Origin of the sequence: Prauserella sp. PE36 (assembly GCF_003311655.1) — a bacterium.
Taxonomy (GTDB): domain Bacteria; phylum Actinomycetota; class Actinomycetes; order Mycobacteriales; family Pseudonocardiaceae; genus Prauserella_A; species Prauserella_A endophytica.
In genome coordinates, this window is sequence record NZ_QEQT01000110.1 from 68,395 (window position 1) to 88,716 (window position 20,322).

Genomic DNA, 20,322 nt, shown 5'->3' on the forward strand with positions numbered 1-20,322 from the left:
CCCGGCCGGGGGATGGCCTTACGCCGACCTCATGCTAGTGATCGTTTCGTTTCCTTCCGGTGATCACGCCGCGTCATTCCTCGGCGGACACCTTCTGCTGTTCACCCTTCCCGAGGAGCGAGTGGCGCTTGCCGTACGCGAAGTACACGAGCACGCCGAGCGCCATCCACGCGAGGAAGCGCAGCCACGTCAGCACGGTCAGGTTCAGCATCAGCCACACGCAGGCGATGATCGCCACGACCGGGATCACCGGCACCCACGGGACTCGGAAGCCGCGCGGAAGGTCCGGCCGCTTCTTGCGCAACACCAGCACACCGGCCGACACCAGCACGAACGCGAACAGCGTGCCGACGTTGACCATCTCTTCGAGCTTGCTCGCGTCGAAGAAGGTCGCGGCGATCGCGACGACGACGCCGACGAGAATGTTGACGCGCACCGGGGTGCCGCGGGATCCCGTCTTCGCGAGCTTGCGCGGGAGGAGACCGTCGCGCGACATGGCAAACAGCACGCGCTGCTGGCCGAGCAGCAACACCATGACCACTGTGGTGAGACCGGCGAGCGCACCGATGGAGATGATGTGCGCGGCCCAGTCGACGCCGTTGAGCGAGAACGCCGTCGCCAGCGTCTTGCGGCCCTCCGGCTCGGCGTCGGTGGCCAGCTCGGTGTAGGGCACCATCCCGGCGACCACGAGCGACGTCGCGACGTAGAGCACGGTGACGATCGCCAGCGAGCCCAGGATGCCGCGCGGCACGTTGCGCTGCGGGTTGCGGGTCTCCTCGGCGGTGGTGGCGACGATGTCGAAGCCGATGAACGCGAAGAACACCAGCGAGGCGCCTGCCAGCAGCCCGAACGCACCGTAGACACTGCTCGAGCCGCCGACGAGCACGGAGAACAGCGACTGCTCGACACCGGCGCCCGACTCACCGCCCTCGGCCGCGGGCGGCACGAACGGGGTGTAGTTGTCGGGGCTGATGTAGGCGATGCCCAGGATGATCACGAACAGGATGATCACGACCTTGAGCGCCGTGATCACCAGGCTGAAGCGCGAGGACAGCTTGGTGCCCGCCGTCAGCAGCGCGGCCAGCACGGCGACCAGGATCAGCGAGCCCCAGTCGAAGCTGATGCCGCCAAGGTCCACGGTCGTCGAGACCCCTTCACCGAAGGCCGCGACGAGGACCTCCTGGAGGTAGACCGACCAGCCCTTCGCCACGGCGGCGGCGGCCACCGAGAACTCGAGGATGAGGTCCCAGCCGATGATCCACGCGAGGAACTCGCCGAAGGTCGCGTAGGAGAACGTGTAGGCGCTGCCCGCGACGGGCACGGTGGAGGCGAACTCCGCGTAGCAGAGCGCCGCGAGCGCACACGCGATGCCGGCGAGCACGAAGGCCACCGACACCGAGGGACCCGACAGGTCGCCGGCGGTGCGCGCGGTGAGCGTGAAGATCCCCGCGCCGATCATCACGGCGACACCGAAGACCGTCAGATCCCACGCGCTCAAATTTCTGCGTAGCCGGGTGTCCGGTTCGTCGGTGTCCGCGATCGACTGCTCGACGGATTTCGTTCGCCACATACCGGTTCCCGGCACGGTCTCCTCCTTGAAACGCCTGGGTTGCAGGACCGGTTCGGAACCCTAACCCGTGGCCCGGACGGTGTCAGGCCAAGGTCCGGTCCAGGTCGGGCTCGAGGTAGATGAGCCGCGCGACGGGCACCTTCTCGCGGACGCGCCGCTCGGCCTCGTCGATGGCCCTGGCGACCTCGGCCATCGGCAGGCCGCTGCGGAGCGCGAGCTTCGCGGCCACCAGCAGCTCGTCGGGACCGATGTACTGCGTGCGGATGTGGATCACGCGCTCGACATCGCCGGAGGTCAGCTCGCTGACGATGGTCTCCAGCTCCCGCTCGCCGGAGCCCTCCCCGATCAGCAGGCTCTTCATCTCGATGATCAGCGTCACCGCGATGACGCCGAGCAGCACACCGATCATGATCGTGCCGACGCCGTCCCACACCGGGTTGCCGGTGACCACGGAGAGCCCGACGCCGATGAGGGCGAAGACGAGGCCGAACAGCGCCCCGGCGTCCTCGAGGAGCACCACGGGCAGCTCGGGGGTCTTGGACTGCCGGATGAAGCCCCACCACGTCTTGTCGCCCTTGATCTTCTTCGACTCGACGATCGCGGTGTGGAAGCTGTAGATCTCCAGGCAGATCGCCACGACGAGGATCACCACGGCCACCATCGGCGAGGTCAGCTCCTCGGGGTGCTGCACCTTGTGGATGCCCTCGTACAGCGCGAACGCCGAGCCGAGCGTGAACAGCATCAGCGCCACGATGAACGAGTAGAAGTAGCGGTCACGGCCGTAGCCGAACGGGTGCTCCCTCGTGGCCTTGCGCTTCGAGGTCTTCTGTCCGAGCAGGAGCAGGCCCTGGTTCGAGGTGTCGGCCACGGAGTGCACCGACTCGGCGAGCATCGACGACGAACCCGTGATGAGGAAGCCGACGAACTTGGCAACGGCGATTCCGGCATTGGCGCCGAGCGCGGCCAGGATCGCCTTGGTGCCACCGCTTGCTGCCACCCTTACCCCCTTGGGACTGGTTGCGTGACGGCGTGCAGCTTAGAGGGCTCCTCCCATCGCTGCGTAAGATGTCCCTCCGGCCTGGGGAAGGACGTGATGACGAGTTTCGGTGTGCTCGGGCCACTGCTCGTCACCGATCCCGAGGGGCGGCCCGTGCGGCTGCGGGGCGAGCGGCAGCGGTCGCTGCTCGCGATGCTGCTGACCCACCCCGGTTCCGCCGTTCCCGTCGACCAGCTGGTCGAGGCCCTGTGGCCGGACGTGCCACCGCCCAAGTCGTACGCCTCGAACCTGCACACCTACGTCTCGCGGCTGCGCGAGCGGCTCGCGGTGCCCATCGAGCACGGCGCGGGCGGCTACCGGCTCGCGGCCGGACCGGCCGAGAGCGACCTGGTGCGCTTCGAGACCGAGGTGGCCGAGGGCCGCCGCGCCACGCGGGCGGGCGACCCCGTGGCCGCCGCGGCCCACCTGCGCACCGCGCTCGCCCAGTGGCGGGGGCCCGCGCTCGCCGACGTCCACGTGCCGTTGCTCGCGCCGATCGCGGCGAGGCTGGACGCCGAGCGGCTCACCGTCTTCGAGGACCGCGCCGAGGCCGAGCTGGCGGCGGACGTGCCCGGCGAGCTCGTCGCCGAGCTGGAGAGCTTTCTGCTCGCCAACCCTTTGCGCGAGCGGGCGGCGGCACTGCTGATGCGCGCGCTGCAGCGGGCGGGGCGGCAGGCCGACGCGCTGGCCCTCTATGGCCGGACTCGCGCCGCGCTGCGCGACGAGCTGGGCGTCGACCCCGGTGCCGAGCTGCGCCGCGCCCACGCGGCCGTGCTGCGCGGCGAGGAGACGCATCCGGCGCAGGCCACGGCGGTCTGGCCGATCTGCCAGCTGCCGCCCGATCTCGCCGACTTCGCCGGCCGCGAGGACGAGGTGAACGTGGTCGCCGCGTCGATCACCGGCGCTTCCGGCGCCGTTCCGGTCACCGTGCTCAGCGGTGAGCCCGGGGCGGGCAAGAGCACGCTCGCCGTGCGCGTCGCCCACCGGGTGCGGTCGGAGTTTCCAGACGGACAGCTGTTCGTGCAGCTCAGCGGTTCGTCAAAGCCACGCGACCCGGCCGACGTGCTCGCCGATCTACTGCGTGCACTCGGCGTGACCGGCCCGGCGATCTCCGACGACCCGCACGCGCGGGCCGCGGCCTACCGGGGCAGGCTCACCGACCGCAGGGTCCTCGTGGTGCTCGACGACGCCGCCTCCGTGGAACAGGTGTTGCCGCTGCTGCCCGGCACGCCGGGCTGCGCGGTGCTGGTCACCGGCCGCCGCAGGCTCAGCGCGCTCGACGGCGCCCACCGGGTGCCGCTCGGCCCGCTGAGCGATGCCGACGCGGTGGCGCTGCTGGCCCGCATCGTCGGCACGGCGCGGGTGGACGGCGAGCGCGGAGCCGCCGCCCGCATCTCCGCCGCGTGCGGCAACCTGCCGCTGGCGCTGCGCATCGCGGGCACGCGGCTGGCGATCCGCCCGGACCTGCGGCTCGCGACGCTCGCCGACCGGCTCGACGACGAACGCAACCGGCTCGACGAGCTCGCGGTCAGTGACCGGCAGGTCCGCACGAGCATCGCGCTGAGCTTCCACGCGCTGAGCCCGCTCGCCCGCGCGGGCGTGCGGGCGCTCGCGCTGTGCGGGGACATCAGCGCACCGGCGTGGGCCATCGCGGTGCTGATCGACGACCCCGGCGCGGACGGAGCCGTCGAGGAGCTGATCGAGGCGAGCCTGCTGGCCCCGATCGGCACCGACCCGACCGGCGAGCCGCGCTACCGGCTCCACGATCTGGTCCGGGTCTTCGCCCGCGAACAGGAGGGCCCCTCGCCGGGCATCCGGACGCTGGTGCACGCCGCCGTCGGGCTCGCCGAGGCCGCCGGGCAGCAGCTGCCGTGGACCGTGCCGCTGCCGAGGTGGCCCGCCGACCCGCCGGACCAGTCGCTCGCCCGCGACACCGTCGCCCGGCTCGTCGACGACCCGCACGCGTGGTTCGCGACCGAGCAGGCCAACCTGGTCACGGTGGTCGGCTCGATCTTCCGCATCGGCTGGCACCGCGAGGCCGTGCTGCTGCTGGAGCGGCTGACCGGCTACCTGTGGTTGCACGGCCAGTACGCCGACCTGCGGGCCTGCCACGAGAGCCTGCGGCAGCTCGCGCAGCGGGCCGGGCTGTCGCGGGTCGCGGCGTGGGCCGAGGCGAACCTCGCGGTGATCGTGCACGCGAGGGGAGAACACGAGGAGGCCGAACGGCGTTACCGGGCGTGCACGCGAGAGCTGACCGAGCTCGGGGAACGGCGGTCGGCCGCGTGGGTCACCGCGAACCTCGCCCGGTGCCTGATCGGGCTCGGCAGGCCCGGCGAGTCGCTCGAGGTGGCCGACGAGGCACTGGCGTTGCTGGACGGAGAGCCGGACCAGGCCGCGCTGCAGCACGTCGAGCGGATCAGGACCGAGGCGTTCAACCGGCTCGGCAGGCTGGGCGACTCGGTGCGCGTGACCCGGCGGACGCTGGCCGCGGCACGGCTGTCCGGCGATCCCGCCGCGATCGCGCTGGCCCTGAGCGACCTGGCCTGGTCGCTCGCGCTGGCCGGTGAGCTGGAGGCGGCGCGGGAGCCCGCCGAGGAGTCCGTCGCGCTGCTGCGGCAGCTGCCGACGCGCTCGGCGCTGGCCCGTTGCCTGCGCACGCTCGGCGCGATCAACGCGGGGCTGGGACGCCGCGAGGCCGCGGTGGCCGCCTACACCGAGGCACACGATCTCGCGAGGTCGCTCAACGAGCGACCGAGGGAGCTGTCCTGCGCGAGGGCCATCGCGGCGAGCCTGGTCGGTGAGGGCAAGGCTCACCAGGCCATTCCGCTGCTGCGCAGCGGGCTCGCCGAGTTCCGTTCGATGGGCAGCGTGGCGTCGACGGTCATCTCGCTGCGGGTGCTGGCGGCGGCGTACGAGGCCGTCGGTGAGAGTGCCCGCGCGGAGGAAGCGCTGGCCGAGGCCGACCGGCTCGGCGACCCGAGGGACGCGAGCGCGGCCACCCTGGCCGGTCTGTTGCTGGAGCTGACCCGGGATGCCGGACGCGCGCTCACGGGGAGCCCTCACGCGCCCGGCATCACCCCCGGTCAGCGCCCGTGAGTCAGCGGGCGTTCTTCAACGCCTTGGCGTAGCGGCCGTTGGCGGGCAACCACGCGAGCACGATGGTGACGAGGGCGCAGAGCAACCCCGCGACGCCGAGCGCGATCAGTGTGCCCGTGCCGTCGTCGGTGACCACGCGACCCGCGATCAGCACCGTGAGCAGCGCGAAGATCGTCACCAGGATGCGCGCCCACAGGGCCGCGCGCGCCAGCAGCAGACCGAAGACGAGCAGCCCGCCGCCGAACGCGAGCGCCATTGTGCCGCGGCCGGACAGCGTGTCGGCCACCTCGGCGACGACGAAGTCGGCACCGGCCGCGCGGATGGACTCGGCCGGTTCGCCGAGGGCCGACGCGAGGATGTCGATGGCCAGGTCGTCGCCGCCGGTAGCCATGAGAATGCCGTTGACGACAGTGGCGAGTCCCCCTGCGACCGCCACGACGATCGCGGCGAGCAGCGTGCCGGGACGGCTGACGGCCGGGGCCGCCTGCACCGAACCGGCCGCGGTTTGCGATGTCACTGCGTTGTTCTCCTTGAATCGATCCCCTGTGGATGACGAAGTTCGTCACCCGTACAGAGGACTATGGAGAACAGCACCACACGGAGCGAACACAGTGTGTGGAGCTCAGTCGAGACAGGTCCCCGCCGTTGCCCTGAACAGGTGAGCCGGCTCGTGACCGACCGGCCGCACCTTCACGCCGGGGTCGGAGGCGGGCAGCCACACCGACTCGCCCCTCCGCAGTTCGAGCTTCGTGCCGTCGTCGGAGCACAGCAGGAGCTCCCCCGCCGTGCACAGCAGTATCTCGGGGCCGGTGCCGTGGACGTCCAGCTCGCCTCGGTCCTCAACCGTCCATTCGACCCTGGACAGCTCGAACTCCGGCGTCTCCGTGCGGTAGACGGCGGTCCGGCCCGTGGCCTCGCCCGAGAGCACCGGCATGTCACCGCACGCGAAGTCGACCACGCGCAGCAGCTCGGGCACGTCCACGTGCTTCGGGGTGAGCCCGCACCGCAGGATGTTGTCCGAGTTGGCGAGGATCTCCACCGCCGTGCCGTGCAGGTACAGGTGCAGGTTCCCGGCGGGCAGGTAGATCGCCTCGCCCGCCCGCAGGGTGAGCCGGTTGAGCAGCAGCGCCGCGAGCACCCCGGCGTCGCGCGGATGCGCCTCGCCGAGCCCGAGCACCGTGCGGCACTCGGTGTCGAACTCTCCGTGCTCCTTGACGTGGTGCACGCACGCGTCGAGCACCTCGGGCAGCAGCTCGTCCAGCGCGCCCTGCGGCAGCGTGATCCACGTGGTGAACAGCGCCCGCAGCCCGTCGGGGTCCGGCTGCGCGGCGAGCAGCTCGGTGTACTTCGTCAGCCCTGGCGTGTCGATGGCTCGCAGCAGCTCGAGGGTCCGGTGCGGGTCGCGGAACCCGGCGAGCGCGTGGAACTCGGTTAGCGCGCACACCAACTCCGGCTTCGCGGTGGGGTCCGGATAGTTCCGGTTGGCCGCGTCGCGCGCGATGCCGGCGGCCTCTTCCCGCGCGTAGCCCTCCGCGGCCTGCTCGGCCGACGGGTGCGCCTGCATCGACAGCGGCTCCTCGGCGGCGAGGATCTTGAGCAGGAACGGCAGCCTGCCGCCCCAGCGGTCGGCGCAGCGCGCGCCGAGCTGGCCCAACGGGTCGGTCTCCACCAGTTCGAGGAGGCTCCGCTCGGTGCCGTCGGGGCCGATCACGTGCGAGGGGTCGCCGGGATGGGCGCCCATCCACAGCTCGGCCTCCGGGTGCGGAGCGGGGACCGGACGCCCCAGCAGCTCCGGGATCGTGGTTCGGGACCCCCACGCATATGGCCGTACGGCGTTGCGCAGCAGTTCCACGGTCAACTCCACTCCTCGCCGGCCGTTCTCGGTAACCGGCCTTTCCTCGATCGCTGGCCTACGCCGTCGCCGGCGTGTACCGGCCAGCTCCCCCGATGGTTCCAGCCGCGAGGCCGAGGTAGACGGCCGCGAGCTCGAACCGCAATGCAAGTACAGCCGCGCAACCCGCGTCGTCGGCGGTGATCTCGTCGGCGGGCGCCAGCAGGTCGGCTGAGGGCAGCATCTCGTTCGCTCGGTACCGCGCGCCGTCCGCCGCCGGGCCGGTGCGGACTGCGAGCAGGAAGACCCTCGGTGGAAGGCCTTCGGCAGATGAGTCGTCTGGATCGGCGAAGATGTTGCGCTCTCCGAGACTTCTCGCGGCCGCGCGGTGCAACGCGGGCCTCGCGAGCGCCTGCCGGAAGTCCGCGGCGTCACTGACGACGCCCGCGTGCGCACCCAGCGCGTACGCCGCGTGGTGGGCGACGGCGACACCCACCTGGTCGAGCCCCCACAGCAGGGGCGTGTGCTCGGCTATGCGCAGCGCGAGCGCCTTGGCCGGGTTGACGAACGACTCGTGGCTGGGATGGCCGCGCTCCGCCTCACTGTCGAGCCGGTCGGCGAGCCCTTCGACGTCGGCGACGAGCAGGCCGAGTGTGTTGGCCGTGAGCAGACCCGCCGTGAACGCCCTCGCGAAGGACAGCTCCGGCGGCACCAGGACCCTCGGCGCGATCAGCAGACCGCGGCCCGCGATCGCCGAGGCCACGGGCCCGTCGGGCGGGGCCGAGAGCACCACGGTCGCGCCGTAGCGCGCCGCCCGCTCCAGCGACGCGGCGAGGTCGCTGTCATAGGGATCGTCGGTGTGGGCGAGCACGACGTCGAGCGCGCCGATCCAGCCGGGCACGTTGTCCGCGATGACGACCGGCACCGGGCACGCGGGCGCTAGCAGCGCGTTGAGCAGCAGTGTCGCGCTGCGGCTCACGCCCGGACGCACGACGAGCACCACCGACCGGGGGCGGCCGATGTCCAGGCGGTCGGACAACTCGAGCTCCGCGGCGGCCTCGATGGTGGCGCGCACCTGGGCGCCCGCCATCGCAGCGGAGCGCAACAGGCCCGCGCCGTCGGCCTCGGTCAGCCGGGCGGGATCGTCGAGGAGGGAGTCGTCAAGCACCATCGGAACTGGGTTCGTCACGGGAGTCTCGCTCACCGTCCGTCGGAGGGGTCGCTTCGTCGAGCAGCAGGACGGGGATGCCGTCGCGAACGGGATACGTCCGTCCACAGGAAGTGCAGGTCAGCGCGTCGGCTGCCGGGTCGTCCCGCGTGCCGGGCGTCAGCGGCGCGTGGTCCGGCGAGGGGCACGCGAGGATCTCCAGCAGCTGCGGATCAAGGGTGACAGCCATCTTTCCTCTTTATCACGATCGGTCGGCCCGGTCGGTTCAGTGGCGGACGATCGCCAGCACTTCGTCGGTCAGCGCCTTGACCGCGGCCTCATCGGGCGCCTCGACGTTGAGCCGGAGCAGGGGCTCGGTGTTGGACGGCCGGAGGTTGAACCAGCCCTTCTCGCCGAGGTCGACGGTGAGACCGTCCAGCTCGTCGATCGTGACACCGTTGCGCCCCGCGAATGCATCCTTCACCGCGAGCTGCCTCGCCACCTGGTCGTCGACCGTCGAGTTGATCTCCCCCGACGCCGCGTAGCGGCTGTACTCCCTGGTCAGCTCGGAGAGAGGGGCGTCCTGCTCCCCGAGCGCTGCCAGCACGTGCAGTGCCGCGAGCATGCCGGTGTCGGCACGCCAGAAGTCCCGGAAGTAGTAGTGCGCGGAGTGCTCGCCGCCGAAGATCGCCCCCGTCTCGGCCATCTTGGTCTTGATGAACGAGTGCCCGACGCGGGTGCGCACCGCGTTGCCGCCGTGCTCGGTCACGATCTCGGGCACGGCCTTCGACGTGATCAGGTTGTGGATCACCGTGCCGCCCGGCTCCTTGGCCAGCTCGCGGACGGCGACCAGAGCGGTGACCGCGCTCGGCGACACCGGGTCACCGTTCTCGTCGACCACGAAGCAGCGGTCGGCGTCGCCGTCGAAGGCGAGGCCCACGTCGGCGCCGGTCTCGCGCACCTTCGCCTGCAGGTCGACGAGGTTCTTCGGGTCGAGCGGGTTGGCCTCGTGGTTGGGGAAGCTGCCGTCGAGCTCGAAGTACATCGGCACGAGCTCGAAGGGCAGCCCCTCGAAGACGGTCGGCACCGTGTGGCCGCCCATCCCGTTGCCCGCGTCGACGACGATCTTGAGCGGCCTGCTGCCGGTGAGGTCGACGAGCGTGCGCAGGTGGGCGGCGTAGTCGGCGAGGACGTCGCGCTCCACCACGGAGCCGGCCTGCCCGGCGAACTCCGGCACGCCCTGCTCGACGGTGTCGCGGATCTCGGCGAGCCCGGAGTCCTGACCGACCGGGGCGGCACCGGCGCGGCACAGCTTGATGCCGTTGTACTGCGCGGGGTTGTGGCTCGCGGTGAACATCGCGCCGGGCATGTTGAGCCTGCCGGAGGCGAAGTACAGCTGGTCGGTGCTGGCGAGGCCGATGGAGACCACGTCGAGCCCCTGCGACGTCACGCCGTCGGCGAAGGCCGCGGCGAGGGCCGGCGACGACTCACGCATGTCGTGGCCGATGACCACCGACGGTGAGTCCGGCTTGATCAGCAGGGCGAACGCGGCGCCGAAGTCCCTGACCAGGTCGGCGTTCAGCTGGTCGCCGACCACGCCCCTGATGTCGTAGGCCTTCACGATGCCCGACAGGTCTGACACGCCCTCTCCCCGGTGGTCGTCCGATTGGTCGGCTTTCCGCAAGCCTCGGTACTCGGGAGAAGCCTACCCAGTCGAGGGGAGAGTCAGGCGCGGCCGGGCAGCACGCGGAGGTGACCCCGCCTGCCCGAGGTCGCTTCCGGCTGTTCGGGAGCGGGCGGCGGATCGGAGCGGCCCGCCTCGCGCACGGCCTCGGCCAGCGCGGTCAGCTCGTCGCTGGAGGGCTCCGGCGCGGCGAACTCGCCCTCGTGCCGGACGACCTCCCAGCCGCGCGGCGCGGTGAGCCGCAGGGCGTGGGCCTCGCAGAGGTCGTACGAATGGGGTTCCGACGCCGTCGCGAGAGGTCCCACCACAGCGGTGGAGTCGCTGTAGGCGTAGGTCAGCGTGGCGACTGCGGGCTCGAGGCAGCCCGTCCGCGAACACTTCCGTACGCTCGGCACGGTTGATCACGATAGCCCCTCGGCGCACGGGCGCGCCGATGACACACCGGCTTGCCCGCACCCGGCCGCGTTAGGCTTCCCAACGTGGCAACGGCACGCAGTTCCCGGCATCGGCAGCGCCTGCGCCGCGACCGGCACGGTCGCGGCCTGCGCGGTCCGCTGTACCCCGCGTCGCTGCCTGCCGCGGCGAGCCGCGCCGAGAAGTTCGACGCGCTCGTGCTGGACGCGCTGGAGCCCATCGAGGCCCGCTGGCGCACGGAGCTGACCAGGCTCGACGTCGCCGTGGACGACGTACCCGAGGTGCGTGAGGACCTGCCCCCCGCCCAGGCCGAGGGTGTGCTCCACGACGGCGCCGTGCCGCTGTCCAGGCTGGTACCGGCGGGCGTCGACAGGGCGGGGCTCCCGACGAGGGCGAGGATCGTGCTCTACCGGCGCCCGCTCGAGGCCCGCGCCAAGGACCCGAGCGAGCTGGCCGACCTCGTGCACGACGTCCTCGTCGAGCAGGTCGCGAGCTACCTCGGCGTGGAGCCGGACATCATCGACGGCGAGTGAGGCCCCCGACGACCGGGGATCGCGGTGAGCACCGTGAACAGCAGTGCCGCCACCTGCACCAGCAGCAGCACGTTGTGCAGCGCGGGCGAGTACTCGACGGTGACCTCCGACTGCCTCGGTGGCACCGAGACCGCCACCTGGTGACCCCACGCGGGCACGATCGGAACCGGCTCGCCGTTGACGGTCGCGCGCCAGCCCGCCTCCTGCTCGGCGGCCAGCACCAGCAGGCGCCCGTCGGGGCCGTCGGAGACCCGCACTCGCACGTCCGGCAGCCGCGCCTCCACCTCGGCCACCGATGAGCCGGTCATCAGCTCCCCGCTCGGCGGCTCACCGCTGACGGCACGCCGCGCCTGCTCCGGGGAGACGAGCGTGACCTGTCCGGACACGGGTGTCAGCCGGAGCACCACGCGGCCGTCGCTGGTCGTCGGCGCGTCGCGGACGAGGTCCGAGGCCGCCTGCCGCAGCCGGGCGCCCTCCTCGCCGGGTGGGAGCACGACGAACAGCACCCCCGCCGCCGCGGCCGAGGTGACAGCCTCGCGCGAGCCGCCGAGCAGGTCGCGCTGCCAGGCGTCGAGCCGTTCGGGCGTGCCGGGCACGGGCACGAGGGCGTCGTCGCCGTAGGCGGGCAGCCGCCCGCCCGACTGCCTCACCGGCTCGCCGGGGCCTGCGAGCACGAGCACACCGCGGCCGGTGTCGGCGAGCTCCTGGGTCAGTGACGAGGCGAGCGTCCAGCCACCACCGGCGCGCACGGAGCCCTCGCGCCCGGTCGCGACTCCGCCGGCCGCGAGCGTCAGCAGCACCGCGACGCCACCGAGCGCGCCGACCCGCGCGAGCGCCCTCGGCGCCGTGCCGAGCCCGCCGGCACACGTGCCGAGCACCACGAGCAGCAGGCCCGCTCCCGCGACGAGCAGCGGCACGCCCGCGAACGCCGGGGCGGGTTCGCCGCCCCTCGGCGGTGCGAACTCCACCAGCTGCGTCACCCCGGTGCCGACCACGCCGAGCACGAGCACCGCAAGCCCGGGCACCACCCGCGCCGTCGGCCTCACGACGGCGGCGGCGAGCGCGGCGACCACGACGACGAGCCCGAACGGGAAGCCGCCGGGCCCACCGGGGTCGAGTCCGGCGAGGTCGGCTCCCGCCGCGAACGGAGCCGGGGCGCCGAGGCCGTGCAGCAGCAGCGACGGGTTCGTCAGCAGCGTCGGCAGCCACGGCAGCAGGAGCACGAGCGGCAGCAGCACGACGATCGCCACCGCGGGCACACCGCGGGCAGGCCGTTTCCCCGGCGGGGGCAGCACCACGAAGCCGAGCACGAGCGCCACGAGCGCGAGCCCGTGCGCGAGCGGGGAGAACGCGCCCACCACGGCCAGCGTCAGCGCGCACAGCACGCTCGTGCTGAGCCACCTCGCATCGGCGCGCGTGAGCACGGCGACGACGCCAGCGATCAACGCGGGCAACAGGATGTGCACCACCACGACGTCGATCCGGCCCTGCGCGACCGACGCGGTGGCGGCGGGCAGCAGCGCGTACGCCGCGGCGGCACCGGCCCGCACCCAGCGGTCCACGCGCAACCGCCGGGTCGCCGCGTAGGCGACGAGCGCCGCGAGCGGGATGTCGGCGATCAGCAACAGCGACACGAGCGCGGCGGGTCCGCCGAGCGGCGCGAGCGGAGCGCCCAGCAAGCCGAGCACCGGCAGCGCCACGGGAGCGGCGCTGGCCGTGCCGCCCGCGACGGCGTGCCAGGAGTCGAGGTAGGTCGACCACGTCTGCGCGAGGTCGCCGACCGGCAGCAGGCTCCCACCGGCGAGGTCGAGCCCGAGCCTGCCGCCGTTCAACACCAGGGCCAGCGCGGTGAGCACCACCAGCAGCACCACCGGTGGCGCGAACAGCGTCGCGGCGAGGATCCGGCGCCGGTCCACCTCCACGAACACCAGCTCGCGCTCTGCCGCCTCGCCGCCGGGCGACGGCTGGGCGGTCTCCTGCTCCGGCTCCGCGGGTTCCGGTTCCGGCAACGGCACGGCCACCACGTCGGCAGGCCTGCGCAGCCCGGTCGCCCGCGACCGCAGTGCACGGGTCGCCCCGGCCGGCAACGCGTCCGGACCCACCGGGACGGGTCGCGAGTAGCGGACCTCGGGCGGGATCCACGCCGTGGTGTCGTCCGCGGCCGTCTCCGGAAGTCTGCCGAGCGCCGCCTCGCTCTCGACGCGCCTTCGCACGAGATGCACGACGCCACCGCGCAGAGCGCCCCGCAGCCGCGCGAACCGGCTCGTGAGCATCCCGCGCACCGTACCGTGCCGCCGGGCCGCCCTCGCCGCCCGCAACCGGCTCGTGCCGCCGAGCAGATAGCCCGCCGCGGCGAACTCGGCCCTGGCGCGGATTCCGTTGCGCAGCAAGGCGAAACCGAGCCCGCGCAGCACGCACAACAGCACGAGGCGCGGCAGCCCGAGTACACAGGAGACAGTGGAGCAGTTGACGAGGAACGTCCGCAGCCCGTAGACGCGGTCGGCCTCCTCGATCCCGGCGAACGAGCCGGGCAGCGCACTCGGCTGCCGCCTGCCGGCGCCGGCCGCGCGCACGTGCCTCAGCCGCGCCACCGGCACGCACAGCACGAGCCCGCCCGCCGCGTTGACGCGCCAGCCGAAGTCGATGTCCTCGCGCAACAACGCGATCTCGCGGTCGAAGCCGTCGAGTTCCTCCCACGTCGTGCGCCGGATGAGCGAGCCCGCGCTCGGGACTGCGAGCACCTCCGTGCTCTGCTCCGGCGACTCCTCGTCGCCGAGCCCTCGGGGAACGGCGGGCTGCCGGTGTCCGGACGCGTCGGTGGAGAGCCCGGCCTCCACGATCAGCCTCGGATCGGCCCAGTCCACGGCGAGCGGGCCGAGCACACCCGCCGAGGGCGCGGTCTCCGCGGCCCGCAGCAGGAGGTCCAGACAGTCGGGTTCCGGGGCGCTGTCGTCGTGCAGGAGCCAGATCCACTGCCCGGGATCGCCCCATCGTTCACTCGCCCGAGTGACGGCTTCCGCGACCGCGGAGGCGAACCCGGTGGTGTCCGGCAGCGTGATGACGCCGTCGAGAACCGGCGGCCCCGCCGCGCCGTCCGCGCTCTCCGGGTTCTGCGCCGCCGCGGCTTCCAGCAACGCGGCGGTGCCGTCCGTGGAACCGGTGTCCACGGCGAGGACGTGCCTCGGCCTGATCGTGCTGCGCCGCAGCGCCGACAGCGTCAGCGGCAGCCAGTCTTCTCCGTTGTGGCACACCAGAATCGCGAGAACCGGTGCCGTTCTGACCGGGGGCGGCGTGGGTGTGCGGGGCAAGGACCTCTCCGTGTGTCAGGCGAATCGCGGGTGGGCGGGTGCGCTCACCCTACGAGAGACACAGCGAAGCGCCGACGTGCCCCGGACCAGGCTGCCCAGGCCCGGCCCGCGATCGCCATCGCGGCCCGGCCCGGATGCGAAACCGGTGTCACACAGCGCGTTTCTTGAGCTTGCGCCGTTCTCGTTCGGACAGCCCGCCCCAGATGCCGAATCGCTCGTCATGAGCGAGGGCGTACTCGAGGCAGTCGTCCTTCACCTCGCAGCCCTGGCAGATCCGCTTGGCCTCCCGCGTCGATCCACCCTTCTCCGGGAAGAACGCCTCCGGGTCGGTCTGCGCGCACAGCGCGCGCTCCTGCCAGTCCTGCTCCTCCGTCACGTCGAGCAGATCAGTGAGCGCGCCCAGATCCTCCTCCGGGTGCCCACCCCAATCCATGACGTGCCCCCATTCCCTTCCACTAGTGTCCAACCGCACGTCCGCCTCCTCGCTCTCACGCACTCCCAGGCTGTGGCGGTGTAACTGCCAATCACCACCCCCCTTACGGCGGCGAATGACATCAATGTGATTACACCTGTGTAGTGCGGCCAGGTCAAGCCGAGTAGCAAGGTTGGGGGATACTTTGGGCGCCGCGCGCAAGCGGACACGCCGAGAGAAGCTCACGAGGATCCGACAACACCGGACACGCACCCCACGACGGATAGGACAGACTGTGGCCGTGCAACGATCACTGGTTCGCCCCAGCCTGCTCTTCTACGCCATCCTGCTGGTCACCATCGCGGGTGGCGTGCTCACCGCCTTCGTCGCGCCGTGGACGGCGACCACCGGCATGCTCGAACGCGACGCGCTGGGCACGCTCGGCATCGTCGTGCTGGTGCTCGGCGGCTGGGCGCTGTCACTCACGCTGCACGAGTTCGGGCACGCGATCGTCGCGTACAGGGGCGGCGACCACGAGGTGGCGCACAAGGGCTACCTGTCGATGGACATCCGGCGCTACACGGACCCGGTCATGTCGCTCGTGCTGCCGTTGATCATCCTCGCGATCGGTGGCATCCCGCTGCCCGGTGGCGCGGTGTGGATCAACCGCTGGGCGCTGCGTAACCGGTCGGTGGCGTCGTGGGTGTCGCTCGCCGGTCCGCTGAGCAACCTCGCGATCGGCGTGGTGCTCACCATCGTGGTCGTGTTCGTCGAGATGCCGGTCGGCCTCGCCATGGGCCTGTCGTACCTCGCCTCGCTGCAGATCCTCGCGTTCGTGATCAACATCCTGCCCGTGCCCGGCCTCGACGGCTTCGGCGCGATCGAGCCGTACCTCTCGCCGCAGGCGCGTGAGTTCGGCGCGAAGGCGCGGCCGTGGGCGCCGCTCGTGCTCTTCGCGTTGATCATCGCCGTGCCCCCCTTCGCCGAGGCGCTCTGGGACCTCACCGACTTCATCTTCGGCGCGGTCGGCGGCGACGAGGTCCTGTCGGACTTCGGTCAGATGGGTTTCATGTTCTGGCGTTACTGACCTCGCTGGCGAACCACTTACCGGCACGCTTGGCGACGCGCTTCAGCCCGGAGCGCTCGCCGAGATAGTCGCCGACCATGCCGAGGACGGGCAGCATGCCGATCGCCTGGTGGTAGAAGCGGCCGCTGGGCCGCTTCTCCAGCTCGTCGGTCACGGCGAGCAGGGAGCGGCCGAGCCGCCAGAGCGTGCGGGCGACGGCCTTGAAGGTCACCTTGCCGTGCTTTCGGGACGACTCGTCGAGCTCCTCCGTGAGCTTCTCGGTCTCGGCGTCCTCCGCCGCGCGGTCGGCGGCCGTGCCCTCGGCGAGCTCCGGGCTCACCTCGCGCTCGAACAGCACCCACGCGAGCAGCCGGACGCGGTCGCCCGTGCCGGTGATCCCGTGCTCGCCCGCGATCGCGCACAGCAGCAGACCCTGGGACGCCGCGCCGAGGGTGTCCTGGACCGGCAGCCGGTCCGCGAGCGCGCCGCCGAGCCCCGGCACCGCGGTGACGAGTGAGGTGACCCGGCCGACCCGGTTGATCCACCAGTTCGTGCGCTGCTCGACGTTCATCGCGGCCCACGCGCGCGTGCCGGGCACCTTCATCGACTTCGCGACGTCGAGCAGCTTCTGGCGCAGCTTCGGCTCCACCTTCGCCGCCTGCTCACGCTCGCCCGCGATGAACCCGAAGGGGTCGGCCTCCCGCAGCGCGTCGACCACCGGTCCGGTGGCGCGCACGAATGGGCGCAGCACGCCGACGACCTGCTTGTCGGAGATGGGCTCGGCCATCGTCAGCTCCCCTTCCTCGCTTTCGGGCCCGGCCTTGCCAGTGAGAAACCGGCCGCCAGCGCACCGGGCAACGCCCCCGCGGCGAGCAGCACCAGCGCCCGCCAGTCGAGCGTCAGGATCACGTCGCCGCCAGGACCCTGCACGCCCACCAGGAGCAGCGTCAGGATCCATACCGCCAGCGGCACGATCCCGAGCCTCCGGTTTCCCAGCCGCGCGGCGGCCGACACCAGCAGCGGCGTGGTCACCAGCGCGACGAGCACGCTCAGCGGCAGCGGCACGTCACCCGCCCTCGGCAGGATCAGGCCGTCGAGCCGCAACGGCAGGAAGAACATCTCCAGCAGGGCGAGCAGGGCCGCGTCGACCGCCAGCACCACGAGCAGGACCCGGTCGACGGGCCGCAGGGACCCGGTCACGACCCGAGCCCTCCGAACAGGTCGGTCTCCGCGCCCTCCGCCGGCCCGCGCGCGAGCACGAAGTACTCGGCGGAGGGCACCGGCTGCGCGATGCCGTTGGACAGTGCGAAGCAGTCCCCGCCGACGCTCACCTGGGTCGCGTGGGCACGCAGGGCGGCGAGTTTCCGCTCGCGGTAGGAGCCGATGTCGACGGTCGTGGTGATCCGCTCGTCCGGGACCGTGGGCAGCTCGCCGTCGCCGGGCACGCGGAAGGGCGCGCCCTCGGCACGCAGCCGCGCGAGCCCGCGTGCGGTGGCGCTCGCGGAGGAAACCGTGTGGAAGACGCGCACCACCGACTCGGCCCGCTCCGCCGCCATCGTGGTGATCTCGTGCGCGCGGATGTGGTCGGGATGGCCGTAGCCGCCGAAGGAGTCGTAGGTGACGACGACCTCGGGCCGCAGCTCGTCGAGCACGTCGAGCAGCTGCGCCGCCTGCTCGGCCACGGAGCCGCGCACGAAGGCGCGCGGGTGCTCTGCCGACGGTGTGCCCGCCATCCCGGAGTCACGCCAGCGGCCGATGCCGCCGAGGTACCGATGGCGGCTCCAGCCGAGTTCGGCGCCCGCCGCGGACAACTCGCCCGCCCGATAGCCGCCGAGCTGGTCGCCCGCCCACGCACCGAGCTGGTCCAGACCGGGCGGGATGATCTCGCCTTCCTCACCGAGCGTGCACGTCACCACCGTGACGTCCGCTCCCTGCGCGGCGTAGCGCGCGATGGTGCCCCCGGTGGTGATGCTCTCGTCGTCCGGGTGCGCGTGCACGAGCAGCAACCTCACGCCGCCAGCCTACGGGCGGGCGCGCGACCACCGGACTGCCCCTAACGGCGTAGCCAGTTCACCGATCGGCTGCCAAAAGGTCACCAATTGGCATTCAGTCCTTTCGTCGTGTCCACATGCCGGGATACCTGGGCTATTCTCCCGGCGTCATGCATAGCGCCATGTCGAGGTGGTGGGAAGACAGCGGGTGGGATACCGACACGGAGTGACGCTCCGATCCGGGGGTATGCTCCATATCACTCGTTCGGAGTAATCGTTGGGTAATCACCGTTGGATCACGATCGCTGTCCGGAGCGGCACGGTCGCCGCAACTGTGCTTAGCGTGCACGGTTACGGCGAGCACCATCGATCACATCGACGGCTCACCGACAAGGGGAGAGATCGCCTCGAACCCCGATGGCGTCCAGCAAGGAGAGTCAATGTTGAGAAGTAAGTCAGGCGCGGCGCGGGCGGCCGCGCTCGTCGCAGGGGCGGCACTCGTCCTGTCCGCGTGCGGCGGTGGCGACGACGGAGGCGACGGGGATGGTGCCCAGACCGGGCAGATCTTCGCCGAGTGCGATGCGAACCCCAACGAGTGCAACTCCGCGCCTGCCGACCAGCTGCAGGACGGCGGCGAGGTCACCATGGCGCTGGAGAAGGACATCGCCAACTGGAACCTCAACTCCTCCGAGGGCAACGTCTTCGAGACCGGCATGGCCCTGAAGGGCGTGCTGCCCTCGACGTTCGTCAGCAACCCTGACCTCAAGTTCGCGATGAACGAGGACGTCCTCGAGTCCGCGGAACAGGTCAACACCAACCCGCAGACGATCGAGTACAAGATCAAGCAGGAAGCGGTGTGGTCGGACGGCACGCCGATCTCGGCCGAGGACTTCATCTACATCTGGAAGACCCAGAACGGCCGCGACTGCCCGGACTGCGCGGTCGCCACGACGGCGGGTTACGACCAGGTGCGCTCGGTCGAGGGCTCGGACAACGGCAAGACCGTGACCGTGACCTACGAGAAGCCGTTCACCGACTGGCAGCAGCTGTGGGAGTCGGGCCAGCCGATCTACCCCGCGCACATCGCCAAGCAGCACGGTGACCTCAACACCCCGCAGGGCCTGAAGTCGGCGTTCGACTGGTTCGGCGCCAACATGCCGACCTACTCCGGTGGTCCGTACAAGATCGAGGACTTCCAGAAGAACCGGTCGCTGACCCTGGTGCCGAACGAGCGCTGGTGGGGCGAGAAGCCGAAGCTGGACCGCATCATCTTCCGGATCATCACCGACGCCGCGCAGGAGCCCACGGCCCTGCAGAACAACGAGGTCCAGATCATCTACCCGCAGCCGCAGGTGGACCTCGTGAACCAGGTGCGGAACATCCCGAACGTCTCCTCCTACGTCGGCCTCGGCCTGACCTGGGAGCACTTCGACTTCAACCTGGACACCCCGGCACTGAAGGACAAGGCGCTGCGTCAGGCGCTGTTCACCGCTGTCGACCGGCAGGCGCTGATCGACGGCACCGTCGGCCAGTTCACCGACAAGGTGGAGCCGCTGAACAGCAACAACTTCATGCCGCAGCAGGAGGGCTACGAGGACGTCATCAGCGAGACCGGTCAGGGCTCTGGGAACATCGAGAAGGCCAAGCAGATCCTCACGGACGCCGGCTACAAGCAGCAGGGCGACCGCCTGATGGCTCCGAACGGCCAGCCCGTTCCCGAGCTCTCCATCCGCTACACCACGGGTAACCAGATCCGTCAGGACTCGAGCGAGCTGTTCGCTCAGTCCGCCAAGCAGCTCGGCGTCACCGTGAACGTCTCGCCGACCGACGACCTCGGCGGCACGCTCGAGAGCGGTGAGTACGACATCATGCTGTTCGCGTGGGTCGCCTCGCCGTACCCGTTCGCGAACGCGGTCCAGAACTGGACCACGGGTCAGGGCAACAACTTCGGCAACTACAGCAACCCGGACGTCGACCGCCTGCTCAACGAGGCGGCAGCGGCGACCGACCGCCAGGACGCGCTCGCCAAGGTGAACGAGGCGAACCGCATCATGGCCCAGGACGCCTACGTGCTTCCGCTGTACCAGAAGCCGACGTTCATCGCCGCGTACGACAACCTCGCGAACGTGCGCAACAACTCGACGCTGGACGGGCCGGTGTACAACATCGGTGAGTGGGGCATTCGCCAGGGCTGATGCCCGGCGCGTGACCTCCTGATCCGACGTCCCGATGGG

General features: G+C 71.4%; 17 protein-coding genes. 4 read left to right on the forward strand and 13 right to left on the reverse strand.

The window, feature by feature from the left end:
- Positions 1-73: 73 nt before the first annotated feature.
- Both DI005_RS35615 and DI005_RS35620 read right to left on the reverse strand, forming a co-directional pair.
- Positions 74-1,585 carry an amino acid permease gene (locus DI005_RS35615; protein ID WP_112270923.1) on the reverse strand — a complete coding sequence of 504 codons (1,512 nt, stop codon included), beginning with the start codon at positions 1,583-1,585 and terminating at the stop codon, positions 74-76.
- 67 nt (positions 1,586-1,652) lie between these two features.
- A complete protein-coding gene (locus tag DI005_RS35620; protein WP_112270921.1) occupies positions 1,653-2,567 on the reverse strand; it encodes a cation diffusion facilitator family transporter in 915 nt (304 codons plus the stop codon).
- A gap of 96 nt (positions 2,568-2,663) precedes the next feature.
- On the opposite strand from DI005_RS35620, the gene DI005_RS35625 reads away from it, so the two are divergent.
- Complete coding sequence (locus DI005_RS35625) at positions 2,664-5,702, forward strand: AfsR/SARP family transcriptional regulator (RefSeq protein ID WP_113644972.1); 3,039 nt, start codon at positions 2,664-2,666, stop codon at positions 5,700-5,702.
- Position 5,703: 1 nt separating this feature from the next.
- Here the strand turns inward: DI005_RS35625 and DI005_RS35630 are convergent, their stop codons facing one another.
- From DI005_RS35630 to DI005_RS35655, 6 genes are all read right to left on the reverse strand, one after another.
- Positions 5,704-6,219 carry a hypothetical protein gene (locus DI005_RS35630; RefSeq protein ID WP_112271299.1) on the reverse strand — a complete coding sequence of 172 codons (516 nt, stop codon included), beginning with the start codon at positions 6,217-6,219 and terminating at the stop codon, positions 5,704-5,706.
- 105 nt (positions 6,220-6,324) lie between these two features.
- Positions 6,325-7,554 carry a mannose-6-phosphate isomerase, class I gene (gene manA, locus DI005_RS35635; RefSeq protein WP_112271297.1) on the reverse strand — a complete coding sequence of 410 codons (1,230 nt, stop codon included), beginning with the start codon at positions 7,552-7,554 and terminating at the stop codon, positions 6,325-6,327.
- 58 nt (positions 7,555-7,612) lie between these two features.
- Positions 7,613-8,704 (reverse strand): hypothetical protein, encoded by a 1,092-nt coding sequence (locus tag DI005_RS35640; RefSeq protein WP_112270919.1) that lies wholly within the window; start codon positions 8,702-8,704, stop codon positions 7,613-7,615.
- Positions 8,694-8,930: a Trm112 family protein gene (locus tag DI005_RS35645; protein WP_112270917.1), complete on the reverse strand. Its 237-nt coding sequence runs from the start codon at positions 8,928-8,930 to the stop codon at positions 8,694-8,696. Before DI005_RS35645 ends, DI005_RS35640 begins: the two co-directional genes overlap by 11 nt.
- 36 nt (positions 8,931-8,966) lie before the next feature.
- Positions 8,967-10,322, reverse strand: coding sequence for a phosphomannomutase/phosphoglucomutase (locus DI005_RS35650; protein WP_112270915.1), 1,356 nt, complete (start codon positions 10,320-10,322; stop codon positions 8,967-8,969).
- Between the two features lie 83 nt (positions 10,323-10,405).
- Entirely contained in the window at positions 10,406-10,759 is a 354-nt protein-coding gene (locus tag DI005_RS35655) for a DUF3499 domain-containing protein (protein ID WP_110337578.1), read from the reverse strand.
- A gap of 84 nt (positions 10,760-10,843) precedes the next feature.
- Between DI005_RS35655 and DI005_RS35660 the strand changes: the two genes are divergently transcribed.
- The gene (locus tag DI005_RS35660) at positions 10,844-11,311 is read left to right on the forward strand and encodes a metallopeptidase family protein (RefSeq protein WP_199543502.1); all 468 of its coding nucleotides are present in this window, start codon (positions 10,844-10,846) and stop codon (positions 11,309-11,311) included.
- On the opposite strand, the gene DI005_RS35665 is transcribed toward DI005_RS35660, so the two are convergent.
- Both DI005_RS35665 and DI005_RS35670 read right to left on the reverse strand, forming a co-directional pair.
- The gene (locus tag DI005_RS35665; protein ID WP_113644973.1) at positions 11,272-14,619 is read right to left on the reverse strand and encodes a glycosyltransferase family 2 protein; all 3,348 of its coding nucleotides are present in this window, start codon (positions 14,617-14,619) and stop codon (positions 11,272-11,274) included. The genes DI005_RS35660 and DI005_RS35665 overlap by 40 nt on opposite strands.
- A gap of 148 nt (positions 14,620-14,767) precedes the next feature.
- The gene (locus tag DI005_RS35670) at positions 14,768-15,091 is read right to left on the reverse strand and encodes a WhiB family transcriptional regulator (RefSeq protein ID WP_110338284.1); all 324 of its coding nucleotides are present in this window, start codon (positions 15,089-15,091) and stop codon (positions 14,768-14,770) included.
- Positions 15,092-15,332: 241 nt separating this feature from the next.
- On the opposite strand from DI005_RS35670, the gene DI005_RS35675 reads away from it, so the two are divergent.
- The gene (locus DI005_RS35675) at positions 15,333-16,118 is read left to right on the forward strand and encodes a site-2 protease family protein (RefSeq protein WP_112271294.1); all 786 of its coding nucleotides are present in this window, start codon (positions 15,333-15,335) and stop codon (positions 16,116-16,118) included.
- On the opposite strand, the gene DI005_RS35680 is transcribed toward DI005_RS35675, so the two are convergent.
- Genes DI005_RS35680 through mshB form a run of 3 tightly spaced genes read right to left on the reverse strand, consistent with a single transcriptional unit; the run spans position 16,099 to position 18,103 of the window.
- Complete coding sequence (locus tag DI005_RS35680) at positions 16,099-16,884, reverse strand: hypothetical protein (RefSeq protein WP_113644974.1); 786 nt, start codon at positions 16,882-16,884, stop codon at positions 16,099-16,101. The two genes, DI005_RS35675 and DI005_RS35680, sit on opposite strands and share 20 nt — an antisense overlap.
- Positions 16,885-16,886: 2 nt before the next feature.
- Positions 16,887-17,297, reverse strand: a complete 411-nt coding sequence (locus DI005_RS35685) for a hypothetical protein (RefSeq protein WP_112270909.1) — start codon at positions 17,295-17,297, stop codon at positions 16,887-16,889.
- On the reverse strand, positions 17,294-18,103 hold the full coding sequence (gene mshB / locus DI005_RS35690; RefSeq protein WP_112271292.1) for an N-acetyl-1-D-myo-inositol-2-amino-2-deoxy-alpha-D-glucopyranoside deacetylase: 810 nt from the start codon (positions 18,101-18,103) through the stop codon (positions 17,294-17,296). The genes DI005_RS35685 and mshB overlap by 4 nt, the downstream gene beginning before the upstream one ends.
- A 425-nt stretch (positions 18,104-18,528) precedes the next feature.
- Here mshB and DI005_RS35695 point away from each other — a divergent pair, with 425 nt between their 5' ends.
- On the forward strand, positions 18,529-20,283 hold the full coding sequence (locus DI005_RS35695; RefSeq protein WP_112270908.1) for an ABC transporter family substrate-binding protein: 1,755 nt from the start codon (positions 18,529-18,531) through the stop codon (positions 20,281-20,283).
- Positions 20,284-20,322: the final 39 nt, after the last annotated feature.